The organism is Streptomyces sp. NPDC025638 (assembly GCF_055558775.1).
This window is the reverse complement of the sequence record NZ_JBVHLX010000020.1, coordinates 26,238-41,152: the sequence shown is the minus strand read 5'-3', so window position 1 is coordinate 41,152 and position 14,915 is coordinate 26,238. Positions and strand designations below refer to the sequence as shown.

Here is a 14,915-nt window from a genome sequence, read left to right as displayed (position 1 = left end):
CCGCTCCGCCCGCACGACAAGCGCCGCCGGACGGCCCGACGAGGCCATCCGGCGGCGCTTTGCGTTCCGGGCGCGTCAGCGCAGCTCGATCCCGGTGTACTTGCCGAGCGCCGTGAGGAATTCGCCGCGCGAGAGCGCGGCCGCGACGAGTTCGATGTCGTCGGCCATGTACCGGTCCACGCCCAGCGTGGGCACCAGCGACCGCACCGCGTCGTACGTCGCCTGCGAGGCCGGGCTCAGCTCGTCGTAGCGGCGGGAGACGTCGACCGCCTGGGCGGCGGCGAGGAACTCCACCGCGAGGATCCGGTTGTTGTTGCCCAGCACCCGGCGGGCGTTGCGGCCCGCGATCAGGCCCATGCTCACCACGTCCTGGTTGTCGCCGTTGGACGGCACCGACTGGGTGGAGGCCGGCCCGATCGTCCGGTTCTCCGCGACCAGCGCCGTCGCAGGGTACTGGGCGCCGGCGAACCCGCAGTTCAGACCGGGGTTCGCGGCCACCAGGAACTCGGGCAGGCCATAGCTGAGATGACGGTTCAGCAGTCGGTTGAGCTGCCGCTCGGCGAGCACACCGAGCTGGGTGAGCGCGATGGTGACGAAGTCCAGGACGAAGGCGATCGGCTGGCCGTGGAAGTTCGCGCCGTGGAAGATCTCCTGGCCCTCGAAGAACAGCGGGTTGTCGTTGGCCGAGTTGAGCTCGATCTCCAGCTTGTCCTGCGCGTGGTAGAGGGTGTCGCGCACGGCGCCGAGGATCTGCGGGACGGCCCGCAGCGTGTACGCCTTCTGGAGGTAGGTGTCGGTGCGCTGGACGTCCCGGCCGTCCTCCTTGACGTCCTGCACCTGCCGGCGCAGCTCCGCGTGCTCCGCGATCAGCCGGCTGCCGGCCAGCAGGGCCCGTATGTTGGCGGCCGAGTCGATCTGCCCGCGGTGCGGACGGGCCACGTCGTGGCCCTCGGCGAGGAACGGGCTGGCCGAGCCGCGCAGGACGTCGTTGAGCAGGGCCGAGACCAGCTCGGCCTGCCGGGTCTGGGCCAGGGCGCGCTGCACGACCAGCGAGCCGAGACCCGTCATCGCCGAGGTGCCGTTGATCAGCGCGAGCCCCTCCTTGAACTTCAGCCGCAGCGGCTCGATGCCCTCCTCGCGCAGAACCGTCGCCGTCTCCACCCGCCGGCCGTCCCGCAGCACGTACCCCTCGCCGATCAGCGTGCTCGCCAGGTGCGACAGGGGCACGAGGTCACCGCTGGCGCCCAGCGAGCCGATCTCCGGAATCGCCGGGACGATACCCCGGTTCAGATACAGGGCCAGGCGCTCCAGGATCTCCGGGCGCACCGCGGAGTGCCCCTTGGCCAGGGTGTTGAGGCGGGCCGCCACGATGGCCCGGGCCTCGTCCTCGGCGAACAGCGGCCCCACACCGGCACTGTGACTGCGCACCAGGTTGGTCTGGAGCTCGACCTCCTTCGACTTGTCGACCTGCATGTAGATCATCTCGCCGTACCCGGTGGTGACGCCGTAGATGGGGACGTTCTGCCCGGCCAGCTCATTGAGCATCGCCCGGCTGCGCAGGGTCCTGTCGACCGCCTCGGGGGCGACGGCTGCCCGTGCCCCTTCTTCGGCGATGCGCCGGACGGCGTCGATGGTGAGGGTCTGGCCGTCGAAGGCGACGGCGGCGGAAGTCTCGACTGAGGTCAACGCTTTCACTCCAGGCATAGGCGGGTGATGGAAAGGGCGGGACGAACAGGGGAGCGCGGCCGTGTCCGGGATCAGCTCAGGGCGTCCTCGACGGCGAGCGTGCGGATGGTGCGGCGCAGCAGCTTCCCGGTCGGATTGCGCGGGAGTTGGGCCGTGAAGGTGATGTCCTCGGGCACCTTGTACCAGGTCAGCGAGGCGCGGCAGGCGTCGAGGAGTTCCGCGCGCAGCGCCTGGGCGGCGGTGCCGTCCACCGCGTCGCGCAGGACGGCGTAGGCGCGCAGCACCGAGACGCCGGTGCCGCGCCGCACCGCGCACACCGCGGCCTCCTCGACGGCCGGGTGCGCCATCAGCCGGTCCTCGATCTCCGCCGGGTGGACGTTGATGCCGGCGACGATCTCCACGTCGTCGAGCCGTCCGTAGACCCTGACGAACCCGTCGGCGTCCATCGTGGCGGCGTCATTGGTGGTGAACCAGGCGTCCGTGCCGAGCCGGACGGGGGTGTCCCCACCGCGCGGGACCGGCAGCCCGATGGTCGGCCCCGACACCTCCACCCGGCCCTCGACACCCGCCGGGACCGGCCGGCCGGCCTCGTCGACTATCCGCAGCCGGTAAGGAGCCAGGACCCTGCCGAGGGTGAACTCCCGTACCGCTGCGGGCCCGTTGGCCAGTACGGCGTGCCCGATCTCGGTCGTGCCGTACACATTCAGCAGCCGCGGCCCGAGCACATCACGCAGCTGCTGTTCCAGGGACTCGGGCAGCACCTCCCCGGCCACCACCGCCACCCGCAGACCGCCCAGCACCCGCCGGGCGTCGGGGTGGCCCAGCATGTGCGCGAAGAAGGTCGGCTGGCTGTAGAACACGGTCACGCCGTGCTTCTCCAGAACGGCCAGCGCGTCGCCCGGTGCGAGCCGCCGGGGAGTGAGGACGGTGGCGCCGCCGGTCAGCAGCGGAAAGAACAGCGAATTGCCGAGCCCGTAGGCGAAGTTCATGCGCGGCACCGAATAGCTCACGTCGGCGGCGCTCACCCGCACGGCACCGCCGGCCGCCCGCACCAGGACCTCCGGATCGCCATGGGTGTGGAAGCACAGCTTGGGACCGCCGGTCGTGCCGGAGGTGAACGCCGCGAACGCCGGGGTGTCCCGTGAGACCGGGGCGTACGGCGGCGGCGCCACGGCGTCGCCGTACAGGGCGTCCGGCGTGAGCACCGGCGCCGTGAACCGGTCCGCGAACTCGGCGTCCGCCACGACGGCCGCGGGCTCGGCGACGAGTGCCGCACGCCGCATCTCCTCCGGGTGGAACATGGAGTTGACCGGCACGGCCACGGCCCCGATGCGCAGCGCACCGAGGAACGCCCACACGAACTCGATGCCGTCCGGCAGGGCGATCAGGATCCGGTCACCACGCCCCAGTCCACGGGAGACGAACGCGGCGGCGGCCCGGGCCGCGCCCGCGTACACGTCCTCGAAGCGGTACACGCTGTCACCGACGTGGTACGCGGGCCGTTCCAGCCAGCCCCGGGACAGGGCGGTGTCCGCCAGCCGCTGCGCGAAGTTGGTCATCGGCATATCCCTTCGATCTCCACCAGCAGGTCGGGGCGGCACACGTCGACGTTGAAGAAGGCGATGTCCCGGCCGGCCCCCAGCGCCTTCGCGCAGTGGGCGCGGACCGCGGGCAGGTGGCCGGCGTCGCGGACGTAGACCTTGACGCAGTCGAGGTCGGTCAGGCGGAATCCGCCCGCCAGCCCGTGCCGGCCGAGGTTCTCGGGCGCGACCAGCGCCTCGATGTTGGCGAGGGTGACCGCGCACTGCCGCTCGACGTCGCCGGGATGGACGGTGTCGTCGCCGATGATGCTGGCCGTACCCGACACATAGAGCACCGGCCGGGTGCCGTCGGCCGGTTCCAGGAGAGTGGCGCGGGCGAAGCTGGGCGACTTCGGCCCGTACCGGTCCGGATACCGGTGCGCCGGGGTCTGGCGCGGATTCTCCAGGTGCCGGGTCCGGCCGTCTCGGCAGGCCAGGAAGTACATGTCGATGCCGGGGCGCAGGGAGCCGATGCCGGTGGCCGCCGGCATGCCCGCGATCCGCCCCGACCAGGACTCGAACGCCTGGGCGCGGCCCACGCAGAAGTCCCGGTAGTTCTCCATGCCCTCGCCGTTGGGGCCGGTGATGGCTCCCACGAGGTTCCACATGCGCAGCAGTTCCGTGTAGCCGAGCCGCCACATGAGCGTGAACGCCGCCTCGTACACCGCGCGCACCGTGTCGCGGTAGACGTCCCGCTCCTCGATGCGTACCGCGCACAGGAAGTGCTCGCCGTCCTCGGCGTACACCAGGTCGCCGTCCCGGCCGCGGCGCACCGGCCGGTCGGTGGTCCACACCTCGGTGATCCGTTCGTCGCCCGCGGCGGCCATGGCCAACCGGGCCAGAGGGGCGCCGTCGTGCAGCTGCGGGGGCCTGCCGCCATGGCCGTAGGTCACCCTGCCGAGCACATGCCGGCCGGCGGTGTGGGCCCGTTGGTCGTCGCCGGGCCTGACGAAGAGGCAGTCCAGGGCGGCCGTCCGGGTCGTGTCCGGATGCGTGACTGTCACGATGTCCTTCCCGCCGCGTCGCGCGCGGCATGGGCGGGTGGTCGAAGGTCCGGTGCCTGGCCGTCGGCAGGCTGCCAGGGCAGGTCCCGGGCGGCGAAACCGTCCGCGTCCACCCACAGCGCCCGCAGCCCGCGCAGGGCGACGGAGGGCCGGTACGACGTGCTGCCGAGGGCGAACCGCGCACCGGCGACGCGCTGGACGAAGCGCACGAGCACGGTCCGCGCGATCAACCGGGCCAGCGGCGCCCCGGGGCAGTGGTGCGGGTCCGTGCCGAACGCCAGGTGCGGCGGGGCACCTTCCGGGGCGAAGACGTCGGGGGCCGGGGTGAGCGCCGGGTCGCGATGGGCCGCCGCGAGCAGCAGCACCATCACGGTGCCGCGCGGGACGCGCGTCCCGCACAGGTCGAGGTCGGTGCCGGCCAGGCGCTGCAGGACCTGCACCGGCGGGTCGACACGGAGGGTCTCTTCCACCAGGCGGTGCGCGCGCCGGGGGTCGCGGCGCAGTGCGTCGATCTCGTGCGGGGCGCGCAGCAGCGCCAGCACGCCGCACGAGACGAGGGCGGCGGTGGTCTCGTACCCGGAGGCGAGCAGGAACCGGCCGGCCGACGTGGCCTCGGCATCGGTGAGCCGTTCCCCGTGTCCGTCGGCCCGGACCAGCCGGGACAGCAGGTCGTCACCGTCGGCCCGGTCGCGCCGGTCGCGGACCGCCTCGGCGAGGTAGGTCTCCAGCTCGGCCTCGGCAAAGCGGCGCTCGGCCAGGCGCGCGGGGTTCTGGGCGCCGGCGAGCGGCAGGTCGTGAGCCGCGCCGAGCGCGGTGAGCCGCCGGTGCAGCCACTGGGCGTCACCGGCCGGAAGGCCCAGCAGCCGGGACAGGACGGCCATGGGCACCGGGTGGGCCAGGTCGCTGACCACCTCGAGACGGCCACGGGCCGCCACCGAGTCCAGGCGGTCGTCGACGAGGGAGCGCACGAGGGGCGCGAGGAGGTCTGCCGTCGCGTCCGCGCCCAAGACGCGGTCCAGCACACGGTGCGGCCGGGCCATGGGGACAGGGCAGACGCCGACGGGGGCCGGCGTGCGGTCGGCCGCGCGCAGGGCGGCGGCGCAGTGTGCGTAGGAGGACAGGACGACCACGTCGTCACCGAGCCACACCGGTCCCGCCTCCCGGATGCGGTTCAGCACGGGATACGGGTCGACGTGGACGTCACCGCTCAGGAACCGCAGCACGAGGGAGCGGGCCTCGTCATGGCCGGCTTCGCCTTCGAAGGACAGGTGCATCGCCGAACGACCGCTTTTCATCGCACAGCCTTTCTGCGTCTGCTTGCGTCGGCAGAATGTGCGGCCCGTCCGGACCGTGTCCACGGCGAGTTGCGCAAGCCTGCGCGGCCCTCGGCGGCCCGCGGCGACTCCGCCATGTCCGCTTGCCGTCCACCGCGCGCTGCTCGTGGGATGTCCCGCAGGACACGCGTGGAGGGGACAGGCACACATGACGGAACTCGTCGACCGGCAGCCCGCGGCACGGTTCGAGAGGCACGAGCACGGGGGCGGGGGGCACAGCCCCGCCCCGCCACCGCCCAACCCGCGCCGTCGCCTGGCGCTGGTACTCCTGCTGGTCGGACCCTTCCTGTCGCTGTTCGACCAGTTCTGCGTCAATCTCGCGGCGCCGTCCATCAACCAGTCGTTCCGGCTGACGCCGTTCGAGTTCCAGGCCGTGGTGGGCGGATACGGGCTGGTCTACGGACTCGGGCTGATCACCGGCGGCCGGCTCGGCGACCTGTTCGGACGCCGGCGCATGTACCGGGCCGGCATCGTGGTGTTCGCGCTGACCACGCTGGCCTGTGCGCTCGCCTACTCACCCGGCTCGCTCATCGCGGCCCGGCTCGCCCAGGGCGCGGCCGCCGCGGTCCTCCAGCCGCAGGTACTGGCCCTGATCCGGACCCAGTTCCCGCCCGCCGAGCAGCCCAGGGCGCTGTCCTGGTTCGCGGTGTCGATGAGCCTCGGCATGGTGCTCGGCCAGATCCTCGGCGGCGCCCTGCCCGCCTGGGACGTGTTCGGTCTCGGCTGGCGCCCGGTCTTCCTGGTGGCCGTGCCGCTCTGCCTGGCGGTGTTCCTGCTGCTGCCCGCCACCCTGGACGCCGACCGGCCCGCCCTGGCCGGGAAGGGCGCCGATGTGACCGGGGCGGTGCTCAGCGCGGTGTCGGTGGCGTTGGTCCTGCTGCCGCTCGCCGCGGTCCGGCAGTGGCCGTTCCTGCCCACCGGGCTGGCGCTGTGCGCATCGGGCTGCGTCCTGGCGGCCGTGTTCGTACGCACCCAGCGCGCCAGGGTGCGCCGGGGACGGCCGGCGCTGCTGCCGGTGGACCTGTTCTCCGTACCCGTCTTCGTGCACGGGGTCCTGCTCAACTTCCTTCTCTACATGGCGAGCGTGCCCTTCGCCGTCGTCCTCGCCCTGTACCTGCAGGACGAGGCCGGGCTCAGCTCCGCCGAGGCGGGGCTGACGTTCACCCCCGCCGCCGTCGCCATCGCCGTCGGCTCACGGTTCGCCGTCCCGCTACGGGCGCGGTTCGGCGAGCGCGTCCTCGTCCTCGCGGCCGCTCTGATCGCGCTCGGTCTCGCCGCGGCGCCGGCCGCCGCCGCCCTCGCGTCCGACGGCGCCTCCATGGCCGTACTGCTCACCGGCATGGCCGTGTACGGGCTCGGCAACGGCATGATCGTGCCGCTGCTGACCGGTGCCGTGATGAGCAGGGTGCCGCCGAAGGACGCGGGAGCCGGGGCCGGTGTCCTGGCGACCACGCAGCAGCTCGCCGCGGCGCTCGGCATCGCCGTCGTCGGCATCGTCCTCTACCCGTCGTCGGCCGCACTGCCGTTGCGGTACACGCCGGCGATGGTCGCCGAGGTCGCGATCGCCGCGCTCGCCGTGGTCCTCGCCGGCCGGCTGGTCACTGTCCTGCGCCGGCACGGCGGGAGCTGACCACGGCCTCAGCCGATGTCGAGACCGGCCCTGAACCACTCCTCCGCGACCCGGATCCGGGCCTCCGTCTGGGCCCGGTCCGCGCCGGTGACGACGAACGCGGCGAGGAAGTCCCCGGAGTGCGTGGCGTCCTGGACGGTCTGTCCCACCTCGGCGTACGTCGTGTACTTGACGACTCCCGGCGGCAGGGTCGCCGGGTCCGGCAGCGACCGCAGCACACCTGGCCGCTTCGTGAACAGCAGCTGACCGGCGAGGCGTTCGGGGTCCCGGCGCTCGCCGGCCGCCACGGGCAGGCCGAGCTGGCGGCGTACCGGGTACTCCATCGGGTCGAAGCCGAACAGCACCCGCTGTACGTCCCGCACCCCGGCACCGCCCGCCCGGGAGGCCGCCTCGCACAGCACCAGTTCGCCGTCGGTGGTGTGGAACACCTCGATGTGGAAGGCGAACTGCTCCGGCCCGCCGAACGCCTCCAGCACCCGCTCGCCGAACGCGACCAGCCGGCGGGCCAGCGGGTCGGCGACGTCCAGGGCGATGTCCACACGGCCCTTGCGGTCCCGGAAGTCGGCCAGGGCGTACTGGTACTGCGAGGGCCACAGAGTGGCGATCCGGCCGTCCAGAACCGTGCCGTCGATATGGCACATGGAGCCCCCGACGAACGCCTCGGCCAGCCACTGCGGGGTGCCGTCCGCGTCGAACAGCTCCACCTCCCGCAGCCGGGCCCGCAGTTCCTCCCGGGTGCGCAGCACGGACACACCGACGGACAACGCGCCCTTGCGGGGCTTGAGCACGACGGGGAAGCCGTGCCGGCCGGCGAAGGCGTCGAGGTCCCCGGCCGAACGCAGCAGCACATGGTCGGCGACGGGTATCCCGGCGCGCGTCGCGGCCTGCTTCATCTCCCACTTGTCGCGGTACACCCGCGCGGAGCCGGGCCGCTGGCCGGGCAGGCCGTAGCGCTCGCGCAGGACCGCCGCCCGCTCGATGTCGAACTCCTGGCAGGCGACGACGTCGGTGACGCCGAACTCCTCGACGAGTTCGGCGGCCCGCGCGAGGACGTGCGCTCCGGTGTCGTAGTCCGCCAGCACCTCGGCGTGCAGGTACGGCGCCCCGGTGGGCAACTCCTCGCCGAACAGGGCCAGTTGCTCGGCCGAGCCCAGCAGGACGAGCTTCTCGCCGTGGTCGGCCAGCCACCGCTCGTAGGGATTGGCGCGCAGCGAACCGCGGTGCAGGACGAGCGTGGTCATACGGAGGTCCCTTCGTTCCAGATGCTGACGTACCGCTCCCCGGTGTCGGGCAGCACGGTGACGATCGTCCGGCCGGCGTAGGCGGGGTCCCGGGCCAGTACCGTCGCCGCGTGCACGGCGGCACCGGAGGAGAGCCCGGCGAAGACGGCCTGCTCCCGGGTCAGCGCGCGGGCGGTGCTGAGGGCCGCTTCGTCGGAGCAGGTGAGTACCCGGTCGATGAGCGAGACGTCCGTGGTGGGGGAGACGAAGCCGCCGTTCAGTCCGGGGATGCGATGGGTGCCGCCGTGGCCGAGGGAGAGGACGGGTGAGCCCTCCGGTTCCACGGCGACGATCTCCAGCGCGGGATTGTGTTCCCTCAGGCAGCGGCCGGCACCGGTGAGGGTGCCGCCGGTGCCGACACCCGCGACCAGGACGTCCACCCGGCCGCCGGTGTCCGCCCAGATCTCCGGTCCGGTGCTCTCGTAGTGGGCCCGGACGTTGTCGGGGTTCTCGTGCTGGCGCACGTACCAGGAGCCGGGGGTGGCGGCCTGGATCTCCTCGGCCTTGGCGATGGCGCCGGCGAACCCCTCGGCGCTGGGCGTCTGCACGATCTGTGCGCCGAGCGCCGTCAGCAGCCCGATCCGCTCGGGCGTGGCGCTGTCGGGCAGCACGACGACGCAGCGGTAGCCGCGCCGGGCGCACAGCGCGGCCAGGGCGATGCCGGTGTTGCCGGAGGTGGACTCCACCACGGTGCCGCCGGGCCCGAGGTCGCCGCGCAGCTCGGCGCCGCTGAGCATGGCGAGCGCGGCGCGGTCCTTGCTGCTGGCGAAGGGGTTGGCGGACTCCAGCTTGGCGAGGACCTCGACGCCGGGGGCGGCGCCGGTGACGGTGAGGCGGACCAGGGGGGTGCGTCCGATGAGTTCTTCGAGGTCGGCGGCGACGCGCCGGACGGCGGTCGCCGGGGGTAGGGCGGTGGTCATGGCCAACTCCTGCTTCGGGAAGGGCGTACGAGGCGAACGGGGCGCACGGTCACCAGGAACCCGCCGAGGCGAGCAGGCGCACGGCGTCGGGCTGTGGGTCGCTCGCCTCGTGGGCGGCGGGCGCGGTGTCCGGCACCGGTCGCAGCCCGGGGCCGGGACGGACCACGGAGCGCGGGGCGTACACCCGCGCCCCGGGCGGCAGATCCTCGGTGACGGTGGCCATCGCGCCGATCAGGGCCCGGTCGCCGATGGTCACGGGACCCAGCACGGTCGCGTTCGCGCCGAGCACCACCCCGTCGCCGACGACCGGGTGCCGACGGGCGCCCGGCGGGCGGAGGTTGTCGGTCCACCACCCCACCGCGCCCAGCGTCACCTGCTGATAGATGGTCACGTCGTCGCCGACGACGGCGGTCTGCCCGATCACCACGGACGCGCCGTGATCGATGAAGACACGGCGGCCCAGCACCGCACCGGGATGGATCTCGACACCGGTGCGGCGGCGGGCGGTCCGCGCAATGAGGCTCGCGGCCGTCCGCAGCCGCCGCCGGTACAACCGGTGCGCCACCCGGTGCGCCCACACGGCGGACAGCCCGGTGTGGCCGACGGCCGCCAGGCGGCTGGACAGGGACGGGTCGCGGGCGACGACGACGGCGAGATCCTCGCCCAGGGTGCGCAGCAGCGAGAGTTCCTCGGGCATACGGCCGACTCCTTCCGGCGGACCCGCCGCTCAGGCGGCCCGGGCCGGCACGGGTGCCGCCGCGGGCTCGACGTGGATACGGATCTCCTCGCTCACCAGGCGCTCGCACAGCTCCACCGCACCGTCGGTGTCGGCGGCGGTGACGACGACGCTGCCGAGCCGGTCCCAGTTGTCGCCCAGCGGCCGTACGGTGTCGCCCGGGCGCACGGAGACCTGCGCGGCCAGCACGTCCGGCCGGGCCCGGACCCGCTCCACGCCGCTCACCGCGGTGACGGTGCCCGGCTCGCGCACCACGGCCCGCATGACGGCCGCGGCCTTCGGCTCCGGCGGCGCGGCGAGCGGCTCGGTGAGCCCGAGGGGCCAGGCGGCGCCGTAGGCGATCATGTCGATGCCGTAGGCCGCCTCGACCAGTTCGACGATGTGGTCGCCGCCGAGCCGGTTGTGGGACTCGATGACCACCGGACCACGCGAGGACAGCCGGATCTCGGTGTGGCTGGGGCCGTCGGTGACACCCATGGCGGTCAGGAACTCCTCGACCGCGCCGGTCAGCCGCTGCCGGTCGGTGTCGGCCAGCCGGGCGGGCACCGCGTGCCCCAGCTCCGCGAAGTGCTCCTCGGCGGTCAGCTTCTCGGTGACGGCGACGACGACGTGCCGGCCGGCGAAGCTGAGCGCCTCGACGCTGAACTCCGGGCCGTCGATGTAGGACTCCATCAGGAAGCCGTCGACGGTGAACATGGTCGAACCGCGGTCCGTGCGGCCGCCGTCCAGCTCCCGTACGCGTGCCCACACCCGCTCCAGGTCCTGCGGGCTCTCGGCCCGGAGCAGGCCGAACCCCGCCGTCGTGGAGACCGGTTTGACGATGAAGGGGTAGCCGGCCCGCTCGCCGAAGGCGTCGAGCGAGGCCCGGTCGGACACCCGGGCGGCGTGCGGCACCGGCAGGCCCCGCTCGGCGAGATGGCGGCGCATCAGCCACTTGTCGCGCATCCGGCGGCTCACCTCGTGCCGGCGGCCGTCGGTCAGCCCGAACCGGTCACCGAGCCGGCTCGCCGGGTTCAGTCCGGGCTCGGTGAGCGAGACCACGGCGTCCACGCCGTGGACGGCATGCGCCGCCTCGGCATACGGCCGTACGGTGTCCCAGTCGGTGTAGTCGACGACGAGCAGCACGTCGACGGCGCGCATCTGGTGCTCGGTGACCTTGTCGGGGTGCTGGATCAGGACGACCTTGACGCCGAGCGCCGTGAAACGGTCCACGTGGGCGTCGACGCCGCCGATCAGCAGCACGGTCTTGCGGGTGCTCATCGAAGGGCTCCCTTCGGGGCGGTCAGGGCGGCTTCGCGGACGTCTGCGCGCAGCAGCCCGCGGACCCGGGCGATACGGGCCCGGGCCTCTGCGGGCGACTCGGCGTCGACGACGACGTAGCCGTGGCGGGTGAACGAGTTGGTGGTGGGCGGCAGTTCGTCGCCCGGCTGGAAGGGGAAGTGCAGCGCCTGGACGAAGGGCAGCGCACGGATGGCGTCGAGCCCCGCGACGGACTCCAGCCGTCCGGCGGGCAGGAAGAAGAAGCCGACGGAGGCGGTGTGCCGCGGGGACGGCGGCTCGACGGGAGCCCCGGCCAGCGTGCGGAAGATCGCGGCCTCGATGTCGTAGTCGGACGCGGTCTCGATGAGCAGCGGTATGCGGTCGCCGCCCAGCCGGGTCTGCGACTCCACGATGCGCGGGCCGTGCGCGGTCAGGACGACCTCGGTGTGCGCGGGCCCGAAGCGGTAGCCGGCCAGGTCGAGCAGTCCGATCACGACCGCGTGCAGGGCGGCCCGTTCGGCGGGGTCGAGCGGGGCCGGGTGGACGTGCGCGGTCTCGATGAAGAACGGCGCGCCCGTGGTCTGCTTCGCGGTGATGCCGATGACATGGTGCTCGCCGTCGGCGGAAAGGGTCTCCACGCTGTACTCGGGGCCTTCGAGGTACTCCTCGACCAGGTAGGGGCCGGCGAGAGCGGCCTCGGTGACGCGGGCGGTCCACTCCTGGAGGTCGTCGGCGTCGCGGATCAGCGCGATGCCCCGACTGCCGGACGCGCGGGCCGGCTTGACCACGACGGGCAGCGGTAGATTGGCCACGGCGGCGGCGACCTCCTCGGCGGTCCGGGCCGCCTGCGAGCGCACCGGCGACAGACCGTGCCCGGCGAGCAGCGCCCGCATCGCGGCCTTGTCGTTGAGGGCGCCGACCGCGGCGGCCGGGTTGGGGGAGACACCGAGCGCCTCGGCCTCCGCGAGGGCCGGTGGCATCGACTCCTCCGCGCCCAGGTGCAGCACGGTGCCGATGTCGTGGGCGCGGACCGTCTCGGCGATCAGGGCGCGCAGGCCGGCCTCGTCACCGAAGTCGGTCAGCAGCAACTCCTGTGCGTGCGCGGCGACTTCGTCGAGGTACTGCTGCTCGCGCAGGGAGGGGTCCCAGATCGCCCAGACCTCGAAGCCCGCCTCGGCGGCCTTGCGGACGAACTGGCTGTAGGGCATCACCATCAGCAGGCGCCGGGATGCGGCGGTGCGGTTCATCAGGGGCTCCGTTCGGATACGGGGAGGCCGGTGGGCGGGCGGGGCGGGGCTTCACCGAGCCGGATACGGCGGCGACTTCACGAAGAAGCACCGAACGTCCGGCGAGTGCTTCGGGGGCGGGGGCGGATCGGTATCGTTGCGGTCAGACGTCGGGACGGACTCGGTCGGGAGCGCCGTCCCTGTCAGGCACGGTCATGCGCGGCACGTGGCCCGGAACCCGGGTGTTTCGGCCGTGGTTGGGTCAGTCGCCGATGCGGTGGAAACGGGTGACGGTACGTGCCGCCTGCACGGTGAGGACACGACCGAGCGCCTCGGGGTCGTGCAGGTCGCCCGTGTCCATCAGGACCCGGGCGCGGGCCGCACCCAGGGCGCGCAGTTCGGCGAGCCCCGCGGTGAGCAGGGCGTAGCCGATGCCCAGTCCGCGGAAGGCGGGGGCGACCGCGAGTTCCAGGACGCGTCCCTCCTTTCCGTCGGCGGCCTGGGTCAGGACGTAGCCGGTCGGACGGCCGGTGACCTCCATCAGCAGCACCGCACCGCCCGCCTCCCGCAGCCGCCGCAGGCGGGCGTCGAAGAGAACCGGATCCTCGGTCTTGGGGCCCTTGCCGCGGCTGGTCAGATGGATCGTGTGCAGGGCGCCGAGATCGTCCGGGCCGGGCCGCCGGATGGTTCCCCCGTCGGGGAGCACGGGCGGCAGCGGCGGCACCGTCAGGTCGATCGTGTACTGGCCGGCGGTGGCACCGGGGATGAACCCGGCCTCCTGCAGGACCGGCGGAACCACCTCGTCGCCGCTCAGCACGCCGCTGACGGTGAGGGCATACCGGATGCCCTGCCGGGCGGCGAGTTCGTCGGCCCGGTCCAGGAGCCGGGCCAGCAGGGTGCGGGCCGCGCTCTCGGCGTGCCGGCCCGGCCGCACGGTCAGCGCGGCGTCCAGGGTGTCGCCGTGCGCGGTCAGCGCCGCCCAGGCGAACACCTGGCCGTGGGGGCCGGTCAGGCACCAGCTGTTGTCCTCGTAACCGGGATGGCCGGTCTCCAGGAGGATGTCCTCCCGGGTGTAGGTGGCCACTCCCGTGGCGTGCTCCTCGTAGGAGCGCACCAGGTCGACCAGGCTGTCAAGCGATACCTCGCTCGGCGGTCTGACGGTGAAGCGTTCCTGCTGGGTCATGGATCGTGTCCCCCTTCCTGGGAGAGTCGCATCCGGCGGTCGGGCCGGAGCGTTCGGATCGACGGCGCCTGGTCGGCGGCGCCGGCGTGGGCCGGGAGTGGACGAGGTCGGGCAGGGAAAGGGCGCCGGGCGCGGAGGCGTTCTTGAACCAGGCGACGGTGCGTGCGAGGCCGTCGGCGAGGGGAGTCCGGGGCGCCCAGCCCAGCTCCCGGCGGGCGGCCGAGATGTCCGGCCGGCGCAGCCGCGGGTCGTCCTGCGGTCGGGCGACGAAGGTCACCGGGCTCGACGACCCGCAGGTCCCGCGGATCGCCAGCGCGAGCCGGAGCATGGTCACCTCCTCGGGGTTGCCGAGGTTGACCGGACCGGGGACGCCCGCCTCCAGGGCCCTCACGAGCCCTGTCACCAGGTCGTCCACGTAGCACAGGGAGCGGGTCTGGCTTCCGTCGCCGGTGACCGTCAGCGGCAGGCCGGCCAGCGACTGCGTCACGAAGGCGGGCACGGCCCGGCCGTCGTCGGCGCGCATCCGCGGACCATAGGTGTTGAAGATCCGCACGATGGTGGTGCGCACACCGCGGGTGCGCCGGTAGGCCATGGTCAGTGCCTCGCCGAAGCGCTTGGCCTCGTCGTAGACGGAGCGCGGGCCGACCGGGTTGACGTTGCCCCAGTAGCTCTCGGGCTGCGGGTGCACCTGGGGATCGCCGTACACCTCGGAGGTGGACGTCAGCAGGAACGCGGCGCCGTCGCGGCGGGCCAGTTCCAGAGCGTTGCGGGTGCCGTACGAGCCCACCAGCAGCGTCTCCACCGGCAGCCGCAGATAGTCGCGGGGCGAGGCGGGGGAGGCCAGGTGGTACACGGCGTCGACCCGGCCGGAGACTTCCAGGCCCGCGGTCACGTCCTGGTGCACGAAGCGGAAACCGGGGTGGTCGAGCAGGTGCGCGATGTTCCCGGCGCGGCCGGTGGACAGGTCGTCCACGCAGACGACCTCGTCGCCGCGCGACAGAAGCCGCTCGCACAGGTGCGATCCGACGAAACCCGCGCCCCCGGTGACCACTGCTCGCACGGTTCTCCCCCTCCTG

12 protein-coding genes are annotated in these 14,915 nt (G+C 73.3%); 1 reads left to right on the top strand and 11 read right to left on the bottom strand.

Annotation, left to right across the window (positions count from 1 at the left end):
* Positions 1-75: 75 nt before the first annotated feature.
* From cmdF to ACZ4EG_RS38280, 4 genes are all read right to left on the bottom strand, one after another.
* Entirely contained in the window at positions 76-1,686 is a 1,611-nt protein-coding gene (gene cmdF, locus ACZ4EG_RS38295) for a tyrosine 2,3-aminomutase (protein WP_453560571.1), read from the bottom strand.
* Between the two features lie 71 nt (positions 1,687-1,757).
* Positions 1,758-3,245, bottom strand: a complete 1,488-nt coding sequence (locus tag ACZ4EG_RS38290) for a class I adenylate-forming enzyme family protein (RefSeq protein WP_467793891.1) — start codon at positions 3,243-3,245, stop codon at positions 1,758-1,760.
* Positions 3,242-4,270: an FkbO/Hyg5 family chorismatase gene (locus tag ACZ4EG_RS38285; protein ID WP_453560566.1), complete on the bottom strand. Its 1,029-nt coding sequence runs from the start codon at positions 4,268-4,270 to the stop codon at positions 3,242-3,244. Before ACZ4EG_RS38285 ends, ACZ4EG_RS38290 begins: the two co-directional genes overlap by 4 nt.
* Positions 4,267-5,565 carry a cytochrome P450 gene (locus tag ACZ4EG_RS38280; protein WP_467793890.1) on the bottom strand — a complete coding sequence of 433 codons (1,299 nt, stop codon included), beginning with the start codon at positions 5,563-5,565 and terminating at the stop codon, positions 4,267-4,269. Before ACZ4EG_RS38280 ends, ACZ4EG_RS38285 begins: the two co-directional genes overlap by 4 nt.
* A gap of 187 nt (positions 5,566-5,752) precedes the next feature.
* Here ACZ4EG_RS38280 and ACZ4EG_RS38275 point away from each other — a divergent pair, with 187 nt between their 5' ends.
* On the top strand, positions 5,753-7,234 hold the full coding sequence (locus ACZ4EG_RS38275) for an MFS transporter (protein WP_467793889.1): 1,482 nt from the start codon (positions 5,753-5,755) through the stop codon (positions 7,232-7,234).
* An 8-nt stretch (positions 7,235-7,242) separates the two neighbouring features.
* Here ACZ4EG_RS38275 and ACZ4EG_RS38270 read toward each other — a convergent pair whose 3' ends face one another.
* From ACZ4EG_RS38270 to ACZ4EG_RS38240, 7 genes are all read right to left on the bottom strand, one after another.
* The gene (locus ACZ4EG_RS38270) at positions 7,243-8,475 is read right to left on the bottom strand and encodes an ATP-grasp domain-containing protein (RefSeq protein WP_467793888.1); all 1,233 of its coding nucleotides are present in this window, start codon (positions 8,473-8,475) and stop codon (positions 7,243-7,245) included.
* Positions 8,472-9,434, bottom strand: coding sequence for a PLP-dependent cysteine synthase family protein (locus tag ACZ4EG_RS38265; protein WP_467793887.1), 963 nt, complete (start codon positions 9,432-9,434; stop codon positions 8,472-8,474). Before ACZ4EG_RS38265 ends, ACZ4EG_RS38270 begins: the two co-directional genes overlap by 4 nt.
* A 49-nt stretch (positions 9,435-9,483) precedes the next feature.
* On the bottom strand, positions 9,484-10,131 hold the full coding sequence (gene epsC, locus ACZ4EG_RS38260) for a serine O-acetyltransferase EpsC (protein ID WP_453560551.1): 648 nt from the start codon (positions 10,129-10,131) through the stop codon (positions 9,484-9,486).
* A 30-nt stretch (positions 10,132-10,161) separates the two neighbouring features.
* Positions 10,162-11,430: an ATP-grasp domain-containing protein gene (locus ACZ4EG_RS38255; protein WP_467793886.1), complete on the bottom strand. Its 1,269-nt coding sequence runs from the start codon at positions 11,428-11,430 to the stop codon at positions 10,162-10,164.
* A complete protein-coding gene (locus ACZ4EG_RS38250; RefSeq protein ID WP_467793885.1) occupies positions 11,427-12,677 on the bottom strand; it encodes an ATP-grasp domain-containing protein in 1,251 nt (416 codons plus the stop codon). Before ACZ4EG_RS38250 ends, ACZ4EG_RS38255 begins: the two co-directional genes overlap by 4 nt.
* A 241-nt stretch (positions 12,678-12,918) precedes the next feature.
* Positions 12,919-13,839, bottom strand: coding sequence for a GNAT family N-acetyltransferase (locus ACZ4EG_RS38245; RefSeq protein ID WP_467793884.1), 921 nt, complete (start codon positions 13,837-13,839; stop codon positions 12,919-12,921).
* Positions 13,787-14,899 carry a UDP-glucuronic acid decarboxylase family protein gene (locus ACZ4EG_RS38240; protein WP_467793883.1) on the bottom strand — a complete coding sequence of 371 codons (1,113 nt, stop codon included), beginning with the start codon at positions 14,897-14,899 and terminating at the stop codon, positions 13,787-13,789. Before ACZ4EG_RS38240 ends, ACZ4EG_RS38245 begins: the two co-directional genes overlap by 53 nt.
* Between the last annotated feature and the right edge of the window lie 16 nt (positions 14,900-14,915).